This window comes from Bradyrhizobium sp. Gha, from assembly GCF_900113735.1.
Taxonomy (GTDB): domain Bacteria; phylum Pseudomonadota; class Alphaproteobacteria; order Rhizobiales; family Xanthobacteraceae; genus Bradyrhizobium.
Genome location: NZ_FOQM01000009.1, coordinates 1 through 20,561 on the forward strand (window position 1 = coordinate 1; position 20,561 = coordinate 20,561).

Here is a 20,561-nt window from a genome sequence, read left to right on the forward strand (position 1 = left end):
GATCCAAAATCTGGACGCGCCCGAGCCAGTCCTTCAAGATCACAGACAGATGAGCCTCAGTCTATGCTAAGCGCTCAACCGGACAGCCGTGGGACAAGCCCGGCCATGACCCCTGGTCGCGAGCGGAGCCTACTGCTTCTGCAGCTTCGTCAGCGTGCCCGACCCGTCGGTGTTCGTTGCGGTGTAGGTCACCCTGTCTCCGGCGTGAACGGCATCCAGCATCGCAGCGTCCTTGGCCTTGTACTGCTGGAGCGCGCCGGCGCCGCCGCCACTGCCGCCGACCGTTCCCTTCTGCATCTGCTGGATCGAGATCGTGTTGTTGAGACGATCGATTCGAGTGACCATTCCGGTCATATCGTCAGCAAAAGCGCTGGATGCGAGCATGGTGACGGCTGCAGCGCCCGCGAAGATGAATCTTGCTGTTCCCATCGAGGCCTCCCGTTTCCAGAGATTCACATCGACAAGCCATCCTAGATCGATTTGGTTCCGGCAGATAGCGCGCAAACATTAACGATCGTGTTGATATCGCGGGAACTTTCATGAAGCCGACAGGAAGGCTGACGCTATTCGATTTCCTGCTGGATGACGCGGCCGAGCGCGAACAGGCGCTGGTCGATCGTGGTCGGCACCTCGCAGACGAAGCGCACCACCTTGCGGCGGTCCTCGAAGATGCGCGTCTCCCAGATCAGCTGGTTGCTCATGGCGTCGACCTTGGCCTCGTCGCGCGGCGTCGCGTCCTGGAGCGCCTGGAGCTGGATGGTCTCCTCGCGGATCTTGTCGGCAGCCTCGCGCTGCTTGCGGCTGACGCGCTCGAGACCGCCCATGACCTGGGAGCGCTGGGCGTTGAGCGTGTCGAACAGGCCGGCGAACAGCAGCTTTGCCTTGGCGGTCTTGTCGGCGGAGCCGGTCAGAAAGTCCTTCACCGACTTCTCGGCCTCGTCCAGCGGCGTCTTGCGGGCCGCGAGCTTCGAGACCAGGGCGCTGACCTTGCTGTCGTCTTTCCACTTGGTCTCGGCGTCGTCGAGCGCGGGGCCTGCCCAGACGGCGGCGACCGAGATCTCCGGCACCTTGGCCTGCGCGCAGGGCCAGTTTGGATAACGCGGATCGGCTGCGCGTGCGGCGATGGTCGAGACGGCGGCGAACGCAAGGGCTCCAAGCGCAAATGTCCGAACCGTCATCCTTCGCCTCCCGCCGGCCCGCGCCGCGCCAGCCCGCGTGAGGGATCATAGGCGAAAATCGCGCCGATCATGAACACGATTGTGCAGGCTCCGACCACGGCGAGCGAGATCCAGTTGATCTGCCCATACAGCGCGAACCGGATCAGCTCGACCGCATGGGTGAACGGATTGGCCTGACAGACATAGTAGAGATAGGGGCTACCCTCCTGCACCCGCCAGAGCGGGTAGAGCGCCGAGGAGGCGAAGAACATCGGGAAGATGACGAAGTTCATGACACCCGCAAAGTTCTCCAGCTGCTTGATGCCGGAGGAGATCAGCATGCCGAGCGAGCCCAGCATCAGCCCTGATAGTATCAGCGCCGGCAGCACGGCGAGGTAGCCGATCGGGGGCGGCGTGATGTCCCAGAACCAGGCGATGATCAGGAATGCATAGACCTGGAGCAGCGACACCGCGGTGCCCGCAAGCAGCTTGCAGAACAGCAGGAAGCCGCGCGGCAACGGGCTGACCAGCAGCGTGCGCATATTGCCCATCTCGCGGTCATAGACCATCGAGAGCGAGGACTGCATGCCGTTGAAGAGCTGGATCATCGCCATCAGCCCGGGCGCGATGAAGACCTCATAGAGGATGTAGGTCTCGTAGGGCGGGATGATGGAGATGCCGAGCACCTGGCGGAAGCCGGCGGCGAAGATGAACAGCCACACCAGCGGCCGCACCAGCGCCGAGACGAAGCGTTCGCGCTGATGCAGGAAGCGCAGCCCCTCGCGCCAGACGATGCCGGTCAGGCAGGTCATGTACTCCTGCAACGAGAAGCCGCGCGGTGCGTCGCGCGTGGCGATGCTGCTCATGTGCCGCCTCCCGGCATCACTTGCGCGCCCGTCAGGCGCATGAAGGCGGTGTTGACGTCCTGCGCGCCGGCCTCGGTGATGACGCGGTTCATCGGACCCTGCGCCAGCACCTTGCCCTGGTGCAGCACCACGAGCTCGTCACCGGCCGTGATCTCGTCGAACAGATGCGTGGCCCAGAGCACGCCGATGCCCTGCTCGGTCACGAGCTGGCGGACATGGCTGATGATGTCGGCACGCGCCTTGACGTCGAGGCCGACGGTCGGCTCGTCCAGCAGCAACAGCCGCGGCCGGTGCAGCAGCGCGCGGGCAATCTCCAGCCGCCGCATCTGCCCGCCGGAGAGATCGCGCACCTTGCTGCCGGCGCGCTCAGTGAGGCCAATGCGCGCAAGCAACTCGGCGCTGCGCGTGGCCGCCTCGCGCCGGCTGATGCCGTGAAGAGCGGCGTGATAGAGCAGGTTCTGCGTCAGCGACAGATCGAGGTCGAGCGTGCGCGGCTGGAACACGACGCCGAGCAACCGCAGCGCCTCGCCGGGCGTGCGGCTGATGTCATGGCCGAAAATGCCGACGCGCCCGGTCTGGATGCCGAACAGGCGCGTGATCAGCGAGAACAGTGTGCTCTTGCCGGCGCCATTGAGGCCGAGCAGCGCGGTGAAGCTCGCCGGCTGCACATTGAAGGAGACGTCGATCAGCGCCCGGCGCGGGCCGTAGGAATGGCTGACGCCGTCGATCGACAACGCAGGCACCGCGGCCGGACCACGTTTCAATGTCTCGCGTTGTTCTGCGACAGGGGCGGGACTGGTCATGGCGCGATCGTGATGCCCCAGGGCAGCTCGCCCACTTGAATGGTCTTGATCACCTTTTGGGCGGCGACGTCGATCACGGAGACGTCGTTGGAGACGCCGTTGGTAGTGAGCAGATATTTTTCATCCGGCGTGAACGCCATATGCCAGACGCGCTGGCCGACCAGCAGATATTTTGTGACTTTGCGCGAGGCGGTGTCGACCACCGCGACGCGGTTGGCGGGACCGAGCGCGACGAACGCGGTCTTGTCGTCCTTGGTCATGCCGATTCCGACCGGCTGGATCGCCTCTTTCCGCAGGCCCGGAATCTCGAAGGTGATCTTGCCGGTCACCTCATGCTTTGCGGGATCGATGATCGATACCGTGCCGCCGATCTCGGACGACACCCACAATTCGGACGCGTCGTGCTTGAACTGGGCAAAGCGCGGGCGCGGATCGACCAGCACGTTGGCGACGATCTGGCGCGACGAGGTGTCGATGAAATGCGCCATGTTGGTCGTCTCGGAGGTGTTGATCAGGGTCTTGCCGTCGGGGCTGATGGTCATGCCCTCGGGCTCGACGCCGACCTGGATGTCGCCGAGGCGCGCGCGCTTCTCCAGATCGATCACGGTGACGGTGTTGTCGTTCTCGTTGGCGACATAGAGCGTCTTGCCGGCGGCATCCTGGGTGAACAATTCAGGGTCGGGTCCGGAGGGCAGGGTGTCAACCACCGCTTGGGTCTTCGCGTCGATCACCTGGATGGTGTCGTCGTCGCCGACCGCAACCATGACGAATTTACCGTCACGGGTGAACTCGATGCCGCGCGGGCGCTGGCCGACCTTGATGGTCTCCGTCACGGTCCAGCTGTCGGTGTCGATGACAGAGACCGTGTTGCTTTTCTCGTTCGAGACGTAGGCGATGACGGCATGCGCGGGCGTTGCTGCCAGCACCAGTCCGGCCAGCAATCCCGCACGCACCATTCGACGCCTCATTTCAGCTTGCATTTGCTCTCCGGGCGATCGTAGCCGAGCGTGTCGAGCTCGGACACCTGGTGCAGGAAACCTTCCTGCGGCGACACCGACACCACCATGCGGCCATCGACCAGCAGGATCGGCTGGCGCAGCTGGAGATTCCAGTCGCGCACGGTCAGCCGCGTGCCCTTGAAGGCGGCGATCTCGAAGTTCGGCCCCTCGATGAAATCCGTCACCGTCTTGACGTCGCCGGATTTGGTGCGCGAGGTGGCCTCGCCGATCATGCGCACGGCGGTCCAGGCCTGCATGTCGAGCGCGGTCATCCGTCGCGCGTTCAGCCTGATGAAGCGGCTCTGCATCTGCGTCGCGCCCCACTGGTCCTGCGCCGCATCCCAGCTGCGCGGCACGAGGCCGGCTGAGCCCGCGACCGGCCGCGGGTCCCAGGTGCGATAGGGCAAATAGGCTGCGAACACTTCGCTTTCGTCCGCGGCCACCAGCACGTCGTAGGCCGGCGCCTGCTGCGTGAACACCGGCATCTGCCGTTGGATCAGCGTCACGCCGGAGTCCGTGCGGCGCGCGCCACCCTTGTCCTCGAAGGTCCGCTCCTGCACGATCTTGGCGCCGAAGCGCGTGGCGGCGCGCCGCAGCGCATCGGCGTAGAGCCTGTCCTCGTCATGCGAGCCGACCACCAGCAGCCAGCGCGACCACTTCTTCCAGACCAGGTATTGGCCGAGCGCATCCGCCAGCATCGAGCGCGTCGGCGCGGTGTGGATCACATTGGCGCGGCAATCGGCCTCGCGCAGCCGCTCGTCGATGGCGCCGGCGTTGAACAGCAGCGTGCCGCGATCGCGCAAGGCGTCGGCAACCTTCAGAAGCGTATCGGCCGGCAGGTCAGCCACGATGAAGCCGTTATGTTCGGCGAGCGCGGTCGCGGCCTGGACGGCGTCCTCGCCTTGCTTGATCCGGTGCTCCTCCAGCGTGAAGCGCTGGCCGGTGAATCTTCCGGTCGTGTTGTTGTCTTCGATCGCAAGCTTGGCGCCGGCGACCCCGTCATTGTCGGCGGGCTGCTCGACCAGCGACAGTGTCGATTTGGTGCCGGCAACGCGGAGATAGCCAACGTTGATCTCAACGGGGTCCGCCGCCAGCGCCTGCGTCGCCGCAACAGCGAGGCCAATCAGGCCGACGAACCATCGGATCATGCTTCCTCCAAACATCCTCCCCGGCTTGACCGCCGGTGGAGACTTGTTTCTGCTCGAAGCATGACCGATTTGGCAAGGCTTGCAACCCCGCATTTCGTCCGCGCGCGCAGGAGCGCTGGAATCACGATCGTGCGAGCGTTGCTGCGTTTCGCAGCATTGCTGTTGACGGGATCAGCCGCACTCGCCGATCCGCCGAGGCACGGCGGCAAGCGCCGACATGCGTGGCAACACCGATGATCCTGGTCGCGCACGACGAGCTATCTGATCCGCAATCGCCTGCTGGCGCCGAATTACGGCAAGCCGGAGTAGGCTTTTCACCCTCTCCCCCTGTGAGAGAGGGTGGCTTCGCGCAGCGAAGCCGGGTGAGGGGTATCTATCCTCACGAACAGTCCGACGAGTGGAGAGATACCCCTCATCGGGCGCTTCGCGCCACCTTCTCCCAGAGGGGAGAAGGAAGAGAAAGCACTCGAGCAGCCGCTAGCCCTTCAGTCTCTCCGCGTGCCAGTGCAGATGATCGGCCATGAAGGTCGAGATGAAATAATAGCTGTGGTCATAGCCCGGCTGTCGCCGCAGCATCAGCGGGATGTTGGCTTTGGTGCAGGCCGCTTGCAGCAATTCAGGCTTGAGCTGTTCTTTCAGGAAATTATCGGCCTCGCCGACATCGACCAGGAAGCCGGAATATTTCGCGCCGTCCTCGATCAGCGCCACCGTGTCATGGCTGCGCCAGGCATCCTTGTTCGGCCCGAGATAGCCGGTCAGTGCCTTGACGCCCCAGGGCACCTGCGACGGCGCCGCGATCGGAGCGAAGGCGCTCGCAGCACGGTAGCGATGTGGGTTGCGCAGCGCCACGGTCAGCGCGCCGTGGCCGCCCATGGAATGGCCCATGATTGTTTGCCGCCTGGCATAGACGGGAAAATGTCCCGCCACGAGTTTGGGCAACTCGTCGCTGACATAGCTCCACATGCGATAGTTGCGGGCGAACGGCTCTTGCGTGGCGTCGACATAGAAGCCGGCGCCGAGGCCGAAATCATAGGCGTTGTTGGCATCACCGGGCACGCCGGGCCCGCGCGGCGAGGTGTCGGGGGCGACGAAGATCAGGCCGAGCTCGGCGCAGGCTTTGCGGAATTCGCCCTTCTCGGTGACGTTGGCATGGGTGCAGGTCAGACCGGAGAGATACCAGACCACGGGCAGCTTCGCGCCCTCCGCATGGGGCGGAACATAGACCGAGAACACCATGTCGGTTCCCGTCGCCGCGCTGGCATGGCGATACACGCCCTGCACGCCGCCATGGGATGTATTGGTCGAGACAGTCTGGATCGTCATGCCTGATGGCTCCGTGGCATCTCACCACATCGAGAATGCAATGCTCATGTGACCGAGATTTGTCGCGCGCTTTTAGGCCACGCCGCTGTCGATCGCCAGCCGCACCAGCTCGATGGAGGTCCTCACCCCGAGTTTCTGGCGCATGATCGAGGAGGTGTTGGCAACCGTCTTGTAGGACGATTGCACCAGCCATGCGATCTCGGACAGGCTTTTTCCAGCGCTCAGCAGCCGCAAGATCTCCATCTCGCGCGCGTTCAGCTTCGACAACGGGCTCTGCGCCAGCGTCGGCCCTGCGAAAGCGATGCTGCGCGCGATCGCGCTGGGCAGATAGGTGCCGCCGCCGCCAACGGTGCGGATCGCCTCGACGAGGTCATCAGGGTCGCCGGCCTTGGAAACATAGCCCTTGGCGCCGCATTCGATCGCGCGTGCGGCGAAGGCCGGGTCGTTGTTCATGCTGAACATGATGATGCAGGCCTCCGGCGCGCGCTCGAGGATGCGGCGAGCGAGCTCGAATCCGGAGACGGTCGGCAGGTTGATGTCGATCACGCAGAGGTCCGGGCGCTCGACGATGAAAATGCTCTCGCCATCCTCGGCGTCCGCAGCCTCCAGAATTTCGATCTCGCCTTCGTCGGCCAGCACGGCCCGGCAGCCGGAGGCGACAATGGGATGATCGTCGACGATCAGAATGCGCATAGGCGTTCCCCGCGACAGCGCGTTCCCGCGACGGGATTGACTTTCATTATCGCGCCGCATGATGCCGAACGAGAAAGCGCGTCGGGTCATGCAACCCGGCCGGGATTGCTGTACGTTCCGATTAGATATCGGGCGCTTCGCCTCTGTCAACGCTATCGGACAGGGGTGAGCGATCCTTCGTGGGACAGGCGAAAGCAATGTGGCAAAATCTTTCCTTGCGCGGGCGCATCAACCTTCTGCTGGCGCTGCTGCTGGCGCTCGGGCTTGCCGTCAACATCGCCCGCCAGGTCGCGGAGGCCGGTCCCCGCGTGCAGGCCGAGGACCAGAGCGTGATCCGGCTGGCGCGCGAGTTCATCGAGATGATCGTCGCCGATCTCAACGAGGCGCCGGATCCCGATGCCAGGTTGAACCAGATCGCGCGCGACCTCAATCGCCTCCGCCATGTCAGCATCGCGCTCCGGGACGCCGGCGGCAATCCGCTGACGTCGCCGCGTGCCGATAGCGATGATGACACGCCCGGCCCGCCGGCCTGGTTCGTCAGCCTGGTTCATCCCGAGCAGACCGCCGTCAGCGTGCCTGTTTCGGTCCATGGCAGGCCCGGCTCGCTCGTCATCATCTCGCATCCGAATGACGAGATCGCCGAGATCTGGGACGCCATCGTCACGCAGCTCGAGGTCGGATCGGTCATCGCGGTTGTGCTGTTTCTCGTGATGATGACGGTCGTGGGCCGGGCGCTCGCACCACTCGAGTCCCTGGCGCAGACCATGAGCGAGCTCGAAGGCGGGCGCTACGACGCGCGCGTGATGCCGGGCGGCGCGCCCGAGCTTGCCGCGATCTGCACCAGGCTCAATCATCTGGCGGCAACGCTCGGCGAAGCGGTCGAGGACAAGCGGCGACTTGCCGAGCGCGCGGTGTCGCTCCAGGACATCGAGCGCAAGGAGATCGCGCGCGAGCTGCATGACGAGTTCGGGCCCTATCTGTTCTCGCTGCGCGCCCATGCCAGCGCGCTGACGAAGCTCGCCGACGGGCGCGCGCCCAGCGCAGAGGCCGTGCGAAAGCACGGCGGCGCGCTTCTCGAGCAGATCAATGCGCTACAGCAGTTCACCCGTCGCGTGCTGGAGCGCTTGCGGCCTGTCGGCCTCGCCGAGCTTGGCCTCGGCAAGGCGCTGGAATCGCTGTCGCGGCTGTGGCGTGAATCGCATCCCGACGTGACGATCGAGACCACGATCTCGCCGGCGCTCGGGATCACAGGGGAGACCGCCGATCTCACGATCTACCGCGTGGTGCAGGAGGCGCTCACCAACGCCTTCCGCCATGCCGGCGCGACCGCGATCGATGTGGTGATCGAGCCGGCGGAGCAGCCGGGGCGCGACGGCCGTGGCTGTGCCCGGGTGCGCGTCAGCGACAATGGCCGTGGCATGGAGCCGGGCCAGAAACTCGGCTTCGGCCTCGTCGGCATGCGCGAGCGGATTCTGGCGCTCGGTGGCACGCTCAACGTCGCCTCAGGCGAGGGCGGCGTCACCGTCGAAGCACTGGTTCCGACCGCTTCGGCCTGATCGCATCAGGGAAAACTCCCGATCGGGAAAAATTCCCGATTTCGTCGGGAAAACGGGTGCGGAGAATGCCCGACCTTTTGCGGCTAGTGCAACCCCGAGGGCCGGCTACACTTCTTCCTGCAATCGGCGGCGTCGAGAACGGTCGATGCCTGGGATTCGGACGGCTGGGGATGGGCGCGCGAAAGCTTTTGATCGTCTCGATCTCGACGGGACTGGTGCTTTGGAGCGATGCTGGCCTGGCCGCGCAGGACGAGGAGACCAACGTCCAGAACCTGCCCGCGGTCGAGGTGGCCGCGCCGCAGCGGACGACGCGGCGTCCTGCGCCGCGAACGCCGGTGCGCGTCGTGAGCTCCGGCAAGCCCAAGAACCGCATCTACGTCTACCCGACGGCGCCCGGCAATGCGAAGGGCCTCGACGTCGACAAGGTTCCCTCCAGCATCAGCGCGATCGATGCCAGCCAGATCAAGCGTACCGGCTCGATGAACGTGAGCGACGCGCTGCGTGACAACGTCGCGAACGTCAACATCACCGAGGTGAGCGGCAATCCGTTCCAGCCGAATGTCGAGTTTCGCGGCTTCGTCGCCTCACCCATCGTCGGGACGCCGCAAGGGCTTGCCGTCTACCAGAACGGCGTGCGCGTCAACGAAGCGTTCGCCGACAGCGTCAATTGGGACCTGATCCCGACCGCCGCGATCCGCTCGGTCACGGTGGTGACCAACAATCCCGCCTTCGGCCTCAACGCGCTGGGCGGCGCGGTCAATCTGCAAATGAAGGATGGTTTTAGCTACCAGGGGGCCGAGACCGACACGATGGGCGGCTCGTTCGGCCGCATCCAGAGCTCGGCACAGTGGGGCAAGCAGGTCGACGCCAATTACGCCGTCTACGCCGCGCTCGAAGGTCTGCATGACAACGGCTTCCGCAATCTCTCGCAATCGGACGTGCGGCGCTTCTACGGCGATGTCGGCTACAGGGGCGGGGATAGCGAATTCCACGTCAATATGGGGCTCGCCGACGACGATTTCGGCGCGACCGCCACCGTTCCCGCCGAGCTGTTGCAGCAATATTGGGGCGCGGTTTACACCTCACCGCAAACCACCAACAATCGCGTCGGCCACGTCAACCTGACCGGCAAGGTCGAGGCGACGCCCGCCTGGACGTTCGAAGCGACCGCGCATGCGCGCGTGTTCGAGCAGCGTGTGGTCGACGGCAACCCGAGCAGCGTGCAGGAATGCGCGGCGGCCGGTTTGCTCTGCTTTGGCGACAACACGACACCGGCGAACGGCCTCAATGGCGCGCAGCTTGCAAACCCCTTCGCGTCCGGGAGCCTGCTCGGCGAACTGGATCGGACCTACACCCGATCGACCACCTTCGGCGTCTCTGGCCAGGCGACCAATACTGACGAACTGTTCGATCATGAAAACCGCTTCCTGCTCGGCGCCAGCTTCGATGCCAGCGTCACCCGCTTCAACGCGTCGGCTGAGCTCGGAACCATCGGTACCGACTACGTCGTCAGCGGCAGCGGGGTCTTCCTTGGCCAATCCGGCACCCCCGCGACCGGCGAGATGGGCCCGGTATCGCTGCGCACCGTCAATCAATATACCGGCCTCTATGCACTCGACACCTTCAACGTCTCGGATGCCTTCGCCATCACCGGCGGTGGCCGTTTCAACCACGCCCGCGTCACGCTGGAGGACCAACTCGGCACTGCGCTCAACGGGGATCACGCCTATGACCGCTTCAATCCTGTCATAGGCGGTACCTACAAGATCACGCCGGAGCTCACCGCCTATGCCGGTTACTCCGAGGCCAACCGTGTGCCGACGCCGCTCGAGCTCGGCTGCGCCGACCCGAACAATCCGTGCCTGATCGCATCCTTCCTGGTCTCCGACCCGCCGCTGAAGCAGGTGGTATCCAAGACGGTCGAAGCGGGCCTGCGCGGCACCAAGGAGCTGAATATCGGCACGCTCGGCTGGAAGATCGGCGGCTTCCGCGCCACCAATCACGACGACATCATGGGCCTGCCGGTGGCCGGACGGCAGGGCTTCGGCTTCTTCCAGAACGTCGGGGCGACGCGCCGGCAGGGTCTCGAGGCCGAGGTCAATCTCAAATCGGATAGGCTTCAATTCCATGCCAGCTATGCGCTGGTGGACGCGCGCTTCCTCGACGCGCTCGAGCTCTCGTCCAACAGCCCCTTTGCCGATCCTGGGACGGGGACCATTCAGGTCGTAGCGGGCAACCAGATCCCGGCCGTGCCGCGTCACCGCATCAAGGCCGGTATCGAATACGCCGCCACCGACGCCTGGAAGGTTGGCGGCGATGCGCTGTGGGTTTCGAGCCAATATCTGGTCGGCGACGAATCCAACCAGGCTTCGAAGCTGCCCTCCTACGCCGTGTTCAACCTGCATACCTCCTATCAGTTCACCAAGAACGTCCAGCTCTACGGCAAGGTCGACAATATCTTCGACAACCGCTATGCGAGCTACGGTACGTTCTTCGACACCACGGCGGTCCCGAACTTCGCCAACAGTGGCAACCCCTTCACCGATCCGCGCTCGCTGAGCCCGGCAAGACCCCGAGCGTTCTATGCCGGCATGCGGGTGACGTTCTGAGACGGCTCGATGAGCGCCCGCCTGGTATAATGCCTGCGCCTCGCGCGGAGGGCCGGATTCGCACGGGCCGCGCGATTAAGGATTCCTTAGCGCTCATCGTGCGGATCATCGGTGCGGGTAGATCAGCGGAGGCTGCTCCCATGCTGAAGGACGGTACCTACGCGGCGTGGTACAAGACGCCACTCGACCAAGGCACCGGCATCGTCCATGTCGCGGACGGCCAGATTTCGGGCCGCGACAGCCTGATGACGTATCACGGCTCCTGCAAGATCGATGGCGATCGCTTCACCGCGACCGTGTCGACGAAGCGTCATACCGATGGACGTGTCACGGTCTTCGGCGTCTATGATGAGCTCACGCTGGAGATCGAGGGGACATGCCCCGACAAGATCGCGACCTACACGGCAACGGCAGGTCAGGCGCGCGGAGTCGTCCTGCAGGGTACTCTCATTCTGACGGAACAGCCGGGACCAGCAACTGAACGAATCGAGCAGTTGCCAGCGTTCAATCCTGACAAGCTTCCGAAGTTACCGAAGCGCTCGCGCTGATCGGGCTCGCGGGGATGCGGCTGACGTTCCGGGATTGCGGGATCCCGCTCATCGCCTAGGGTCCTTCCGCCAGACCCGCGAGCGCCATCGCTGCTCTGAGTTCATGCACCGTCGCCGTTCCCGCGCCGGCAGCCTGGAACGCCAGAGGTGCCGGATTCAGTGGAAGCCGCGTCACGTTGGCCGGGCCGCGCGGCGGCTCGAACATCATCGCCTGGCTTGCGCCGAATGGAATGCGGTCGAGCTGCCGGATGGCGCTGCGCATCTCGCGCAATCCCGCATCTAGAGGCATGGCAAGGGGCCGCTGATCGGTCCAGACGCCGAGCGCGCGGGCAGCATCCGGCAACCCGGCTCCGGTCTGCCATGGATGGCCGATGGGCTGCGCCGTATCCTTCAGGATTTGGAACAGCCGTTCGACCCGATGGGCATCCTTTGCGATGAAGTTGCTCTTGAAGTCGCCGTGGTCGGCGAGGATCAGGGCCGCAAGTGCGGCGACGTGAGCCGCTGCCAGTGAGGTGCCGTCGCAGACGGAATAGCCCTCCGGCGACTGGCAGGCAATGACCGCAACACCGGGTGCGCACAGGTCGAGTTCGGACCCGCGGCAGGAAAAAGGCGGTACGAACAACCCGCCCGCCGTCGCAATGGCGACGGCGGCCTGCGCAGCCTGCGGACTGTCTTCCGGGAAGCTTCCCTTCCGTCCGACCGCACCGACTGCCATGACGTGCGGAGAACACGCGGGAAACAGAACGCCCTGTCCGGAGTTGCCTGCGGCGGCAATGATGCTGATGCCTTGCTGCTTGGCCATGGCAATGTGCTGCTCGACCAGCGCGGAGCCGCGCTCGCAACCGACTCCGATGCACGCCACGTCGATGCCGGTTTGCAGGCAATCATCGAGCGCCGCGATCAGGTCGCTGCAACGGGCATCCATTGGAAGTTTGTAGACATGCAGCTCGCTGTCCGGGGCATAGCCGCGGATACAGTGATCTGCCTGCGCGGCCGCGTGGATGATGCCTGCGCAATGCGTGCCGTGGCCGGTGGCATCCTTTGACCATGAGCGATCTTCGCCATTGCGGGCATCGACACCGCGCTGGATGCCAGCCAGTTGCTTGTGACTGGTCGCCACGCCGCTGTCGATGAGGGCGATCCTGACGTCAGCTCCACGGCAGTGGTCTGGAATCTGATCGAAGCGCATCGCTTCGCTGCCCCAATGCGGCCGGTCGGGCAGCCGCAGCGGTTTGAGGGTGACGGTGTTCACCGCATCGGCCTCGATATTCGGATGCTGTTGCCACAAGCCCCAATGGCCGGAACGCGCGCTGACGAAAATGGCGGAGATTGTTTCCGGCACTTCGTCCGGCAGCGTCAGATCGACATTGCCATCACGGTCCGTCCGTCCTTGAACTGACGCCTGCTCGCCGACGAGCTGAACGCATGCCCGTTCCACAGGAGCACCTGCTTCGCTGAGGACCCGGATCGTCACCTTCAAGTCCGGCCCGAGTGCGTTCATCGTCGTAGCCGCCGGGATGAAAGAGGAGACCGGGCGGGCGAAGGATGCAGCCCGCAGATGGCTGTCGGACTCGATGATCAAGCTGCCGGCCGTGGAGCGGCGCAACGCGGCGGCGGCTTCGTCAGGCATGCGCACGATCGCAATGGGCGGGCCACTGACGCCACGCTGGTCATGGGTCCACAGGATGTTGCCGAACTGGTTCAGCTGTTCCGCCAGCGTTTGTGCGCTGACGCCGGGACCCGCCGGCGCGATCATGTATTGGGTGTTGCGCACGGGTTTGCTTCGGGTTCCGCTCGAGGTCGGTCGCGCATCATCTTGATTTGCTGCCATGGCGTCGCCTCCTTTGATTGAGAGCGTTTTCGAGCGAAGTTGAGACCGGTTCGCGTAAAGAAAACGCCTCAGAACAAGAATCTAGAGCCTGTTCCGATTCCATCGGAACGGGCTCTAGTGAATGGAAGATTGCGTGCGATCGATCGAAGCTTGTCGCAGCAGCGGAACGCGGGGATCGGCTGCGCGAGCGCCTTCGATCGCGCGGTAGGCGAAATAGATCAAGTTGAAGGCCTGCGCGAAATCCCGCTCGGTAAACTTGTTGGCTGCCTGGGTGACGGTGGAGACGCAGTTTTCGAGGCCCGCATGCTGTGCCGCATTGGTCTCGAGATAGGCAGACAGCGAACGCAGCGATTCTGCGATCATGTCTCCGATCATGTTTTCCGCAGCCTGATGATCGAGCACTGGATTCGGCATCGGGAAATTGCCGGGCGCGGTTCGGAATGGCTGCTCGAAACCTTGCGACTGCAGGCGCAAGAGCAGCGGCATCAGATTGCCAAGCAGGCCCACGAGCTGCTGAATGTCTGACGAGTGTCGCTGCGACGTGGTTGCGGCAGAGGGATTGGAATCCGACATGAGGCTCTCCTTGAAAGAAGCGTGCACAACGGCAGGCGCGACCGCCGCTTTTGGCGGCGGTCGCGCCCTACCGCGCGGTCAGATCATACGCTGCTGGCCGTAGGCCTGAAGGTTACCGATGACCTGAGGAATGACGCCGATCAGCTGGCGGGTGATGTCGGCGACGTCTTGCTGCGTCAGTTGTCGCTGCTGGCCAAACCCGGTCGCACCGCCGAATGCCGCCTGGAACTGCGGCGCGCCGAACTGGGTACCCCACATCTGCGCTGGCTGAGCCTGCATGGGATGGCCGATACCGAACTGACCGAAGTTTCCGAACTGACCCTGACCGGGACCGCCATGCATGGCCGAATGCTGCATCTGAGGCTGGCCTTGCAGCATTCCCACGATCTGCGGCACGATGGGCAGGATCTGCCGCACGACCTCGCTCACGTCTTGCGGACTTAACTGCCGCGGCGTCTGGCCGTAAGCCGCATAGCCCATTCCTGCGAATGGAGTTTGAGCTTGCGCGAGAATTTGAGGCAGCGCCGGTATTAATTGCCGCACGACCTCGCTCACGTCCTGCTGTGAAAGCTGGCGCTGTTGCCCGCCCCAGGGCTGTTGTTGACCCCCGCCCATTTGCCCGCCCCAGCCGGTGCCATATCCGAACGCGCCGAAGGTCGGCTGACCACCGAACTGCCCGTATTGCTGTCCATAGGCCGCCTGGCCCAATCCAAGGCCGCCTTGTCCATACTGTTGGCCGCCTTGCGAACCGAATGCTCCCGATCCCCATTGTTGCGGACCGAACTGTCCGAATGGCGAACTATGAGCGGGGTTCTGTTGCAGGGTGTCATAATAGGTCATCGCGTGGTCTCCTCCTTGCGATGGTTGGTGCCCTCAGCCCAAAATCCTGCCAAGGCCGGTCGCGCGCGACCCCTTCGCTGGCAATAGCAGTCCGTCACGCCGGTGCGACGGCGTTGCATCTTCAAGTTCAAATGCTTGGCACAGAAATCTCAGCAGTAGGCAATGTCGCCCGCTGGGTGTCGCAAGCTGCGTCCCCTCAAGGTGACAAGCCGACCGCAAGAAATTCCAGAACGGCAAAATGATAGGCCGTCGAGAGATGTGGAGCGGGGTTTCCTTGCTGGCACGATGCTAGCCAATTATCGTTTACGTCCGCTCAAACGCTAGCAATTACGCTGATATCTCCCCAGTTCTGCAATCCGCGCAGACGCGAAGAACGTGCTCACGTTGAAATTAGTTGCGCGAAAGCGCGGCGAGATTTTGGCGCCGATCAAACTCCGCAAAGATTAAAAAATTCAAGCAGCGTGTTTTTTCGTCAGCACTGTTTGCCTGGTCAGCGAATCTTCCGAGGTAAATCGGGAGTCGATTTCAGCGAATGCTAATAGGCGAGGTCGAGCAACGTGCCGACACGCTCGGAGGTGGCAGGATGGCTGCGAAGCAAACGCACGGGATCATGCGCGAATGCGGACGTGCGGCTTGGGGCAGAGCCGGTGTGATGGCGCTCCAGCTTGTCGAGTGCGGCAATGAGCGCTCGCGAGTCGCCGGTCAGTTCGAGCGCCGTTGCGTCTGCATCGAGTTCGCGAACGCGCGACAGAGCAAGTCCGAGGAGCTGGCCGAGAGCTGGTGCTGCGCTCAGCAGCATCGCCAATGGCCCGCTCGATGTCGTGCCACCGATATGATGGCTGGTTCGCAGCAGCGCGAGACCAGCGAGCGAGGTCCAATCGATCGCGCGTCGCAACGCCGTCGCCCAGCCCATCGTCCAGGCGTCATTGTTGCGGATATGAGCGACTTCATGGGCCAATATCCCGGCAACTTCGTCGCGCGTCATGCCGCGCAGCAGGCCTTCGGTCAACACGATGGCACTGCGTTCCGGTCCGCCGAGCGCATATGCATTCATGTCGCGCGGTGTTGGCAGACAGTAGAGGTCCGGCAATCGCACCAGCCCGGCTCGGCTGCAAACTTTTGTCAGAATCGCGAACAGGTCCGGCACTTCGGCGGGGGACAGCAGGCGGGCGCCGAACCAGCGATACACGTTCTCGTGCGAGATGATCGTTTCGTCGGGGCGGGGTGCGCTCCCTGACAACGCCCGCTCCATGCCCGCGGCTCCGCCGACGCTCCAGCCGCAAACGGCGAGCAGCAATGTCATGGCAAGGATCGCCAATTGAGAGGATTGATGGTTCGCAGCCTGATGGGCGCGCTGCCGATGCCGCGACCGCCACTGGTCTCTCGAGCTCAGCTCGATACGGCATCGCAGGATGAGGCCTGCCTCCGCCGACGGCCAATGAATCTCCACGGTGACGTCGGGGCCGCACCGCAAAATGCGCAGCATCTCTCGCGGCGCATGCCGCACCAGGGCCAACGAAAGGCCTGGCGCGAGGCCGGCAACGACATCCTGGCCGTGCCGACCACGCAACGCCATCGGGTTTACGCCAGCGTGAATCACCCTTGTCCCCTCGTGCGCGTTCAAAGCAAAAAGCTACGGCTCTCCCGGTGTCTTGTCATGCGAGTTTCACGCCTTGGACACAGAAAAGTCCCGGTATCCACACGGGAGATCCGATCCGCTTCAGTGCAAGCCGTCCGGATGAGGCCTCAGGAACCGGGGTGTGTGCAAGCTAAACCATGGTTTGGTCCGATAGTGCCTATTCTGCGCTCCACGTCGGAGACGACAGCTGTGAGCGCCGGTTGCAGTCGAGACAACCAGGGACTCCGCTTCTCAAATCGGCCGGAACTCGCCATTGTGCCGGCCGCAACGATGGAAGTGGAGGAGTAGCAATGCCGGACGAGTTCTCGCGTCGCCAGTTCGCGATGATCGCGGGGCTGTCTACAGTAGCAATAACATCTCCAGAGCCGGCGGAGGCCAAGCCTGCTCTGGCCTCGCACAGCGCGGGGAGCTTTCCTTCGGGCTTCCTTTGGGGCACGGCAACCTCGTCGTATCAGGTCGAGGGTGCCGTCAGTGAGGACGGCCGGGGGGCCTCGATCTGGGACAGGTTCGTCCGCATCCCCGGCAAGATCGAGGACGGCACCACGGGCGATCGCGCGAACGAGCATTATCATCGCTACAAGGAGGACATCGCGCTCATCAGGGAGCTCGGCTGCAAGGCCTATCGCTTCTCGGTGGCCTGGCCGCGGGTGTTTCCGGATGGCGACGGCAAACCGAACCCCAGGGGGCTCGACTTCTACAATCGCCTGGTCGACGAGCTGCTGAAGAACGGCATCGAGCCCTGGCTCACGCTCTATCATTGGGATCTGCCGCAATCGCTGCAGGATCGTTTTGGCGGCTGGCGCTCGACCGAGACCTGCAAGATCTTCGGCGACTACGCGGCCTATGTCGCCGGGCACCTGACCGATCGCGTCAGATGCGTATTCACGTTGAACGAGAGCGGCCGCTTCGTCTATTTCGGCTACGGCATCGGCATCGATGCGCCGGGCCTGACCTTGCCGCAAGCGGAGGTAAACCAGATCAGGCACAACACCGCGCTCGCGCACGGACTTGCGGTGCAGGCCGTGCGCGCCCACGGCCGCCGCGGCACGCGCGTGGGCCCGGCCGAGAATGTCGATGCCTGCATTCCCGCGATCGACACGCCCGAGAACGTCCGCGCCGCCGAGATCGCGTTGCGCGAGCTGAATGCCGGCTATCTCAACGTCATCATGACCGGCCGCTACACCGACGCGTTCCTGAAATACGCCGGCGCCGACGCGCCGAAATACACCGACGCCGAGTTGAAGATCATCTCCTCGCCGGTCGATTTCCTCGGCCTCAACATTTACGCGCCGCAGCACTACATCGTGGCGTCCGATCAGGGGGCCGGCTTCATGCCGGTGCCGATCCCGAAATCATTCCCGCACATGAATTCCGACTGGCTGCGCGTCGGCCCCGAGACGATCTACTGGGTGCCGAAGCTGGCTGCAAAGATCTGGAAGACGGATGCGATCTATATCAGCGAGAACGGTACCTCCGGCGAGGATCAGGTGACGCAAGACGGCAAGATCTACGACACCGATCGCATCATGTACCTGCGCAACTATCTCGCCCAACTCCAGCGCGCCACCACCGAGGGCGTGCCGGTCCGCGGCTACTTCCTCTGGAGCCTGATGGACAATTTCGAATGGGTGTTCGGTCTCAACAAGCGCTTCGGCCTCTACCACGTCGATTTCGACACCCAGGTCCGGACGCCAAAACTCAGCGCGAGCTTCTATCGCAACGTGATCGCGAAGAATGCTGCGGGGGCGTGACCTGTTCGCCTCTGCCCCCGTGCGGCCCCCGGGCGGGGAGAGGTGAAGAGAGGCGTGCCACATTGACTCCACTCTCCCCCTGATTCAAAACCGCCCTCAACACTCATAACCAGAGGACACGCCCATGACCGACGCGCTGATCATCGATGCCTGCCGTACGCCGCGCGGTGTCGGCAAGGCCGGCAAGGGAGCCCTGTCAGGCATTCATCCGCAGCAGTTGGGTGCCACTGTGTTGCGCGCGCTCGCCGACCGGACCGGTGTCAACACGGCCGATGTCGACGACATCGTCTGGGGCTGCAGCGCGCAGGTTGCGACGCAAGGCGGCGATCTCGGCCGCATGTCGGCACTCGATGCCGGCTATGACGTGCGCGCCAGCGCCGTGACGCTCGATCGCTTTTGCGGCTCCGGCATCACCAGCGTCAACATGGCGGCCTCCTCGATCATGGCCGGCGCAGAAGACCTCGTCATCGCCGGCGGGTGCGAGATGATGTCGATGGAAGGACGTCGCGGCGGAGGTCCGATGATGATGGACTCCGGCAATCTGCGCCTGCGTGCGCGGCATCCGCAGTCGCATCAGGGCGTCTGCGCCGACGCGATCGCGACGCTGGAAGGCATCACGCGGCAGGACGTCGATGCGCTCGGCGTCGAAAGCCAGCAGCGCGCCGCACAGGCGATCGCCGGTGGTCATTTCAAGAAGAGCCTCGTGCCTGTTCATCGCGAGGATGGCAGCCTCGCGCTCGACCGCGAGGAATATCCTCGGCCGCAGACCACGATGGAAGGTCTCGCGGCGCTGAAGCCGGCATTCGCCGCGCTCGCCGACTATGCGCTGGACGACCAGGGCACGACCTATCGTGGCCTGATCCTGCAAAAATATCCGGACCTCAACATCGAGTTCATGCATCACGCCGGCAATTCGTCCGGCGTCGTCGATGGCGCGGCGGCAATCCTGTTGGCGTCGCCATCTTACGCCAGGGCGCACGGCCTGAAGCCGCGGGCGCGCGTCGTCGCGATGGCCAATATGGGGGACTCGCCGACCCTGATGCTGAACGCTCCGGTGCCGGCGACGCGCAAGGTGCTGGCGAAGGCCGGGCTCACCATCGACGACATCGATCTGTTCGAGATCAACGAGGCCTTTGCCGTGGTCGCGGAAAAATACATCCGGGATCTCAAGCTCGACCGCGCCAAGGTCAACGTCAACGGCGGCTCGATCGCGCTCGGCCATCCCATCGGCGCGACCGGTTCGATCCTGATCGGCACCATGCTCGATGAGCTCGAACGGCGCGACCTCAAGCGCGGTCTCGTCACCATGTGCGCCGCAGGCGGCATGGCGCCGGCTATCATCATCGAGCGCATATAACTCGCCGCAGCCCGTAAAAGGCAGGGAGAAACGCCGCAGAGCGACGATCCAGCCTTATTTTTCAGGGTGAATCGCGCTTCCCCTCCGGCAAAGAGGCCGGTGGTCGCTTGTCGAAAGCCTCGAATCAGCTTTAGCAAGGCTGCTTGCGGGCCTTTGAAACAAGGCAAAAACCGCTGCCCGAGGCATCTTCCGCTCTGGAAGCCGCTAAAATGCAGGGGTTTTTGTCGCAGGGGGCCAAAAAAGCCCGTAAAACCGCGACAAAACTGTGCAGAGGGCTATAGGCCTTCGCCGGTTGGTCTAATATGCAACCGGCAACGAATCAGAGGAGACACGATGCCAACCCAAATGTCGAAATCGCAGTTGATCGAAAAGATTGCGACCGCCACCGAGCTTTCCAAGCGCGACGTCAAGAACGTCATGGAGACGCTGACCGACGTCGGCCACAAGGAGCTCAAGAAGAACGGCCTGTTCCTGGTGCCGGGCTTTGCCAAGTTCGTGGTCATCAAGAAGCCCGCGACCAAGGCGCGCAAGGGCACCAACCCGTTCACGGGTGAAGAGATGATGTTCAAGGCCAAGCCGGCCCGGAAGATCGTCCGCGCCCGCCCGGTCAAGGCCGCCAAGGACGCTGTGGGCTGATAACGCAAAGGCCCCCTCGCGGAGAGGGGGCCTTTTGGTTTGACGAAGTGACTGCGGGGGCTGGAGCGGAGGGGTTCAGCCCTTGCGGCGCCTGGCCCGAACCGGGATCGGCGCAAGCCGTGGCTCGGGTCCTGCGAGCGCATCGCGCACCCGGTCGATGGCACGACCAAGCAGCTGGCGCAGCCGCTGCGTTGTCCGCGATCGCTTCGCCTCTTCCAGCAATTTTTTCATTG

19 protein-coding genes and 1 pseudogene are annotated in these 20,561 nt (G+C 63.9%); 7 read left to right on the plus strand and 13 right to left on the minus strand.

The window, feature by feature from the left end; genetic code table 11:
• Positions 1-129: 129 nt before the first annotated feature.
• From BM222_RS13985 to BM222_RS14010, 6 genes are all read right to left on the minus strand, one after another.
• Positions 130-429, minus strand: a complete 300-nt coding sequence (locus tag BM222_RS13985; RefSeq protein WP_092228826.1) for a copper-binding protein — start codon at positions 427-429, stop codon at positions 130-132.
• A gap of 134 nt (positions 430-563) precedes the next feature.
• On the minus strand, positions 564-1,178 hold the full coding sequence (locus BM222_RS13990; RefSeq protein ID WP_092228827.1) for a hypothetical protein: 615 nt from the start codon (positions 1,176-1,178) through the stop codon (positions 564-566).
• A complete protein-coding gene (locus tag BM222_RS13995; RefSeq protein WP_092228828.1) occupies positions 1,175-2,023 on the minus strand; it encodes a lanthanide ABC transporter permease protein PedC in 849 nt (282 codons plus the stop codon). Before BM222_RS13995 ends, BM222_RS13990 begins: the two co-directional genes overlap by 4 nt.
• Positions 2,020-2,826, minus strand: a complete 807-nt coding sequence (locus BM222_RS14000) for a lanthanide ABC transporter ATP-binding protein PedB/LutE (RefSeq protein ID WP_092228829.1) — start codon at positions 2,824-2,826, stop codon at positions 2,020-2,022. Before BM222_RS14000 ends, BM222_RS13995 begins: the two co-directional genes overlap by 4 nt.
• Positions 2,823-3,806: a YVTN family beta-propeller repeat protein gene (locus BM222_RS14005; protein WP_092228830.1), complete on the minus strand. Its 984-nt coding sequence runs from the start codon at positions 3,804-3,806 to the stop codon at positions 2,823-2,825. The genes BM222_RS14000 and BM222_RS14005 overlap by 4 nt, the downstream gene beginning before the upstream one ends.
• Entirely contained in the window at positions 3,791-4,972 is a 1,182-nt protein-coding gene (locus BM222_RS14010) for a lanthanide ABC transporter ABC transporter substrate-binding protein PedA1 (protein WP_092228831.1), read from the minus strand. Before BM222_RS14010 ends, BM222_RS14005 begins: the two co-directional genes overlap by 16 nt.
• A 199-nt stretch (positions 4,973-5,171) precedes the next feature.
• Between BM222_RS14010 and BM222_RS42035 the strand changes: the two are divergent.
• Positions 5,172-5,281: pseudogene (locus tag BM222_RS42035) on the plus strand (DUF2380 domain-containing protein); the annotation flags it as partial.
• 168 nt (positions 5,282-5,449) lie between these two features.
• Here BM222_RS42035 and fghA read toward each other — a convergent pair.
• Together fghA and BM222_RS14025 are read right to left on the minus strand one after the other, a co-directional pair.
• A complete protein-coding gene (gene fghA / locus BM222_RS14020; RefSeq protein ID WP_092228832.1) occupies positions 5,450-6,295 on the minus strand; it encodes an S-formylglutathione hydrolase in 846 nt (281 codons plus the stop codon).
• 72 nt (positions 6,296-6,367) lie between these two features.
• Positions 6,368-6,988: a response regulator gene (locus BM222_RS14025; RefSeq protein ID WP_092228833.1), complete on the minus strand. Its 621-nt coding sequence runs from the start codon at positions 6,986-6,988 to the stop codon at positions 6,368-6,370.
• Between the two features lie 197 nt (positions 6,989-7,185).
• Here BM222_RS14025 and BM222_RS14030 point away from each other — a divergent pair, with 197 nt between their 5' ends.
• The 3 genes from BM222_RS14030 to BM222_RS14040 all read left to right on the plus strand — a co-directional run bounded on the left by BM222_RS14030 (position 7,186) and on the right by BM222_RS14040 (position 11,701).
• Positions 7,186-8,544 (plus strand): histidine kinase, encoded by a 1,359-nt coding sequence (locus BM222_RS14030; RefSeq protein WP_092228834.1) that lies wholly within the window; start codon positions 7,186-7,188, stop codon positions 8,542-8,544.
• Positions 8,545-8,714: 170 nt separating this feature from the next.
• Positions 8,715-11,153 carry a TonB-dependent receptor gene (locus tag BM222_RS14035; RefSeq protein ID WP_092228835.1) on the plus strand — a complete coding sequence of 813 codons (2,439 nt, stop codon included), beginning with the start codon at positions 8,715-8,717 and terminating at the stop codon, positions 11,151-11,153.
• 140 nt (positions 11,154-11,293) lie between these two features.
• Complete coding sequence (locus BM222_RS14040; RefSeq protein WP_177243209.1) at positions 11,294-11,701, plus strand: hypothetical protein; 408 nt, start codon at positions 11,294-11,296, stop codon at positions 11,699-11,701.
• A 55-nt stretch (positions 11,702-11,756) separates the two neighbouring features.
• On the opposite strand, the gene BM222_RS14045 is transcribed toward BM222_RS14040, so the two are convergent.
• From BM222_RS14045 to BM222_RS14060, 4 genes are all read right to left on the minus strand, one after another.
• A complete protein-coding gene (locus BM222_RS14045) occupies positions 11,757-13,532 on the minus strand; it encodes a S8 family serine peptidase (RefSeq protein ID WP_092228836.1) in 1,776 nt (591 codons plus the stop codon).
• Positions 13,533-13,646: 114 nt separating this feature from the next.
• Positions 13,647-14,105 (minus strand): hypothetical protein, encoded by a 459-nt coding sequence (locus BM222_RS14050; protein WP_092228837.1) that lies wholly within the window; start codon positions 14,103-14,105, stop codon positions 13,647-13,649.
• Between the two features lie 78 nt (positions 14,106-14,183).
• Positions 14,184-14,945, minus strand: coding sequence for a hypothetical protein (locus BM222_RS14055; protein WP_092228838.1), 762 nt, complete (start codon positions 14,943-14,945; stop codon positions 14,184-14,186).
• A gap of 535 nt (positions 14,946-15,480) precedes the next feature.
• Positions 15,481-16,248 (minus strand): M48 family metalloprotease, encoded by a 768-nt coding sequence (locus BM222_RS14060; RefSeq protein ID WP_177243210.1) that lies wholly within the window; start codon positions 16,246-16,248, stop codon positions 15,481-15,483.
• Positions 16,249-16,874: 626 nt separating this feature from the next.
• On the opposite strand from BM222_RS14060, the gene BM222_RS14065 reads away from it, so the two are divergent.
• The 3 genes from BM222_RS14065 (at position 16,875) to BM222_RS14075 (ending at position 20,328) form a co-directional block, all read left to right on the plus strand.
• Complete coding sequence (locus BM222_RS14065; protein ID WP_177243211.1) at positions 16,875-18,335, plus strand: GH1 family beta-glucosidase; 1,461 nt, start codon at positions 16,875-16,877, stop codon at positions 18,333-18,335.
• Between the two features lie 124 nt (positions 18,336-18,459).
• Positions 18,460-19,692 (plus strand): acetyl-CoA C-acetyltransferase, encoded by a 1,233-nt coding sequence (locus BM222_RS14070; RefSeq protein WP_092228840.1) that lies wholly within the window; start codon positions 18,460-18,462, stop codon positions 19,690-19,692.
• Positions 19,693-20,025: 333 nt separating this feature from the next.
• Positions 20,026-20,328 carry an HU family DNA-binding protein gene (locus tag BM222_RS14075; protein ID WP_018320691.1) on the plus strand — a complete coding sequence of 101 codons (303 nt, stop codon included), beginning with the start codon at positions 20,026-20,028 and terminating at the stop codon, positions 20,326-20,328.
• Positions 20,329-20,403: 75 nt separating this feature from the next.
• Here the strand turns inward: BM222_RS14075 and BM222_RS41050 are convergent, their stop codons facing one another.
• On the minus strand, positions 20,404-20,559 hold the full coding sequence (locus tag BM222_RS41050; protein ID WP_177243212.1) for a hypothetical protein: 156 nt from the start codon (positions 20,557-20,559) through the stop codon (positions 20,404-20,406).
• Between the last annotated feature and the right edge of the window lie 2 nt (positions 20,560-20,561).

Coding starts and splice junctions, on each gene's coding strand:
- BM222_RS14000 (WP_092228829.1), bottom strand. CDS start 2,826: ATGACCAGTCCCGCCCCTGTCGCAGAACAACGCGAGACATTGAAACGT.
- BM222_RS14030 (WP_092228834.1), top strand. CDS start 7,186: ATGTGGCAAAATCTTTCCTTGCGCGGGCGCATCAACCTTCTGCTGGCG.
- BM222_RS14070 (WP_092228840.1), top strand. CDS start 18,460: ATGACCGACGCGCTGATCATCGATGCCTGCCGTACGCCGCGCGGTGTC.
- BM222_RS14040 (WP_177243209.1), top strand. CDS start 11,294: ATGCTGAAGGACGGTACCTACGCGGCGTGGTACAAGACGCCACTCGAC.
- BM222_RS14005 (WP_092228830.1), bottom strand. CDS start 3,806: ATGCAAGCTGAAATGAGGCGTCGAATGGTGCGTGCGGGATTGCTGGCC.
- BM222_RS14035 (WP_092228835.1), top strand. CDS start 8,715: ATGGGCGCGCGAAAGCTTTTGATCGTCTCGATCTCGACGGGACTGGTG.
- BM222_RS14050 (WP_092228837.1), bottom strand. CDS start 14,105: ATGTCGGATTCCAATCCCTCTGCCGCAACCACGTCGCAGCGACACTCG.
- BM222_RS13995 (WP_092228828.1), bottom strand. CDS start 2,023: ATGAGCAGCATCGCCACGCGCGACGCACCGCGCGGCTTCTCGTTGCAG.
- BM222_RS14060 (WP_177243210.1), bottom strand. CDS start 16,248: ATGACATTGCTGCTCGCCGTTTGCGGCTGGAGCGTCGGCGGAGCCGCG.
- BM222_RS41050 (WP_177243212.1), bottom strand. CDS start 20,559: ATGAAAAAATTGCTGGAAGAGGCGAAGCGATCGCGGACAACGCAGCGG.
- BM222_RS14025 (WP_092228833.1), bottom strand. CDS start 6,988: ATGCGCATTCTGATCGTCGACGATCATCCCATTGTCGCCTCCGGCTGC.
- BM222_RS14055 (WP_092228838.1), bottom strand. CDS start 14,945: ATGACCTATTATGACACCCTGCAACAGAACCCCGCTCATAGTTCGCCA.
- BM222_RS14065 (WP_177243211.1), top strand. CDS start 16,875: ATGCCGGACGAGTTCTCGCGTCGCCAGTTCGCGATGATCGCGGGGCTG.
- BM222_RS14075 (WP_018320691.1), top strand. CDS start 20,026: ATGCCAACCCAAATGTCGAAATCGCAGTTGATCGAAAAGATTGCGACC.
- fghA (WP_092228832.1), bottom strand. CDS start 6,295: ATGACGATCCAGACTGTCTCGACCAATACATCCCATGGCGGCGTGCAG.
- BM222_RS13990 (WP_092228827.1), bottom strand. CDS start 1,178: ATGACGGTTCGGACATTTGCGCTTGGAGCCCTTGCGTTCGCCGCCGTC.
- BM222_RS13985 (WP_092228826.1), bottom strand. CDS start 429: ATGGGAACAGCAAGATTCATCTTCGCGGGCGCTGCAGCCGTCACCATG.
- BM222_RS14010 (WP_092228831.1), bottom strand. CDS start 4,972: ATGATCCGATGGTTCGTCGGCCTGATTGGCCTCGCTGTTGCGGCGACG.
- BM222_RS14045 (WP_092228836.1), bottom strand. CDS start 13,532: ATGGCAGCAAATCAAGATGATGCGCGACCGACCTCGAGCGGAACCCGA.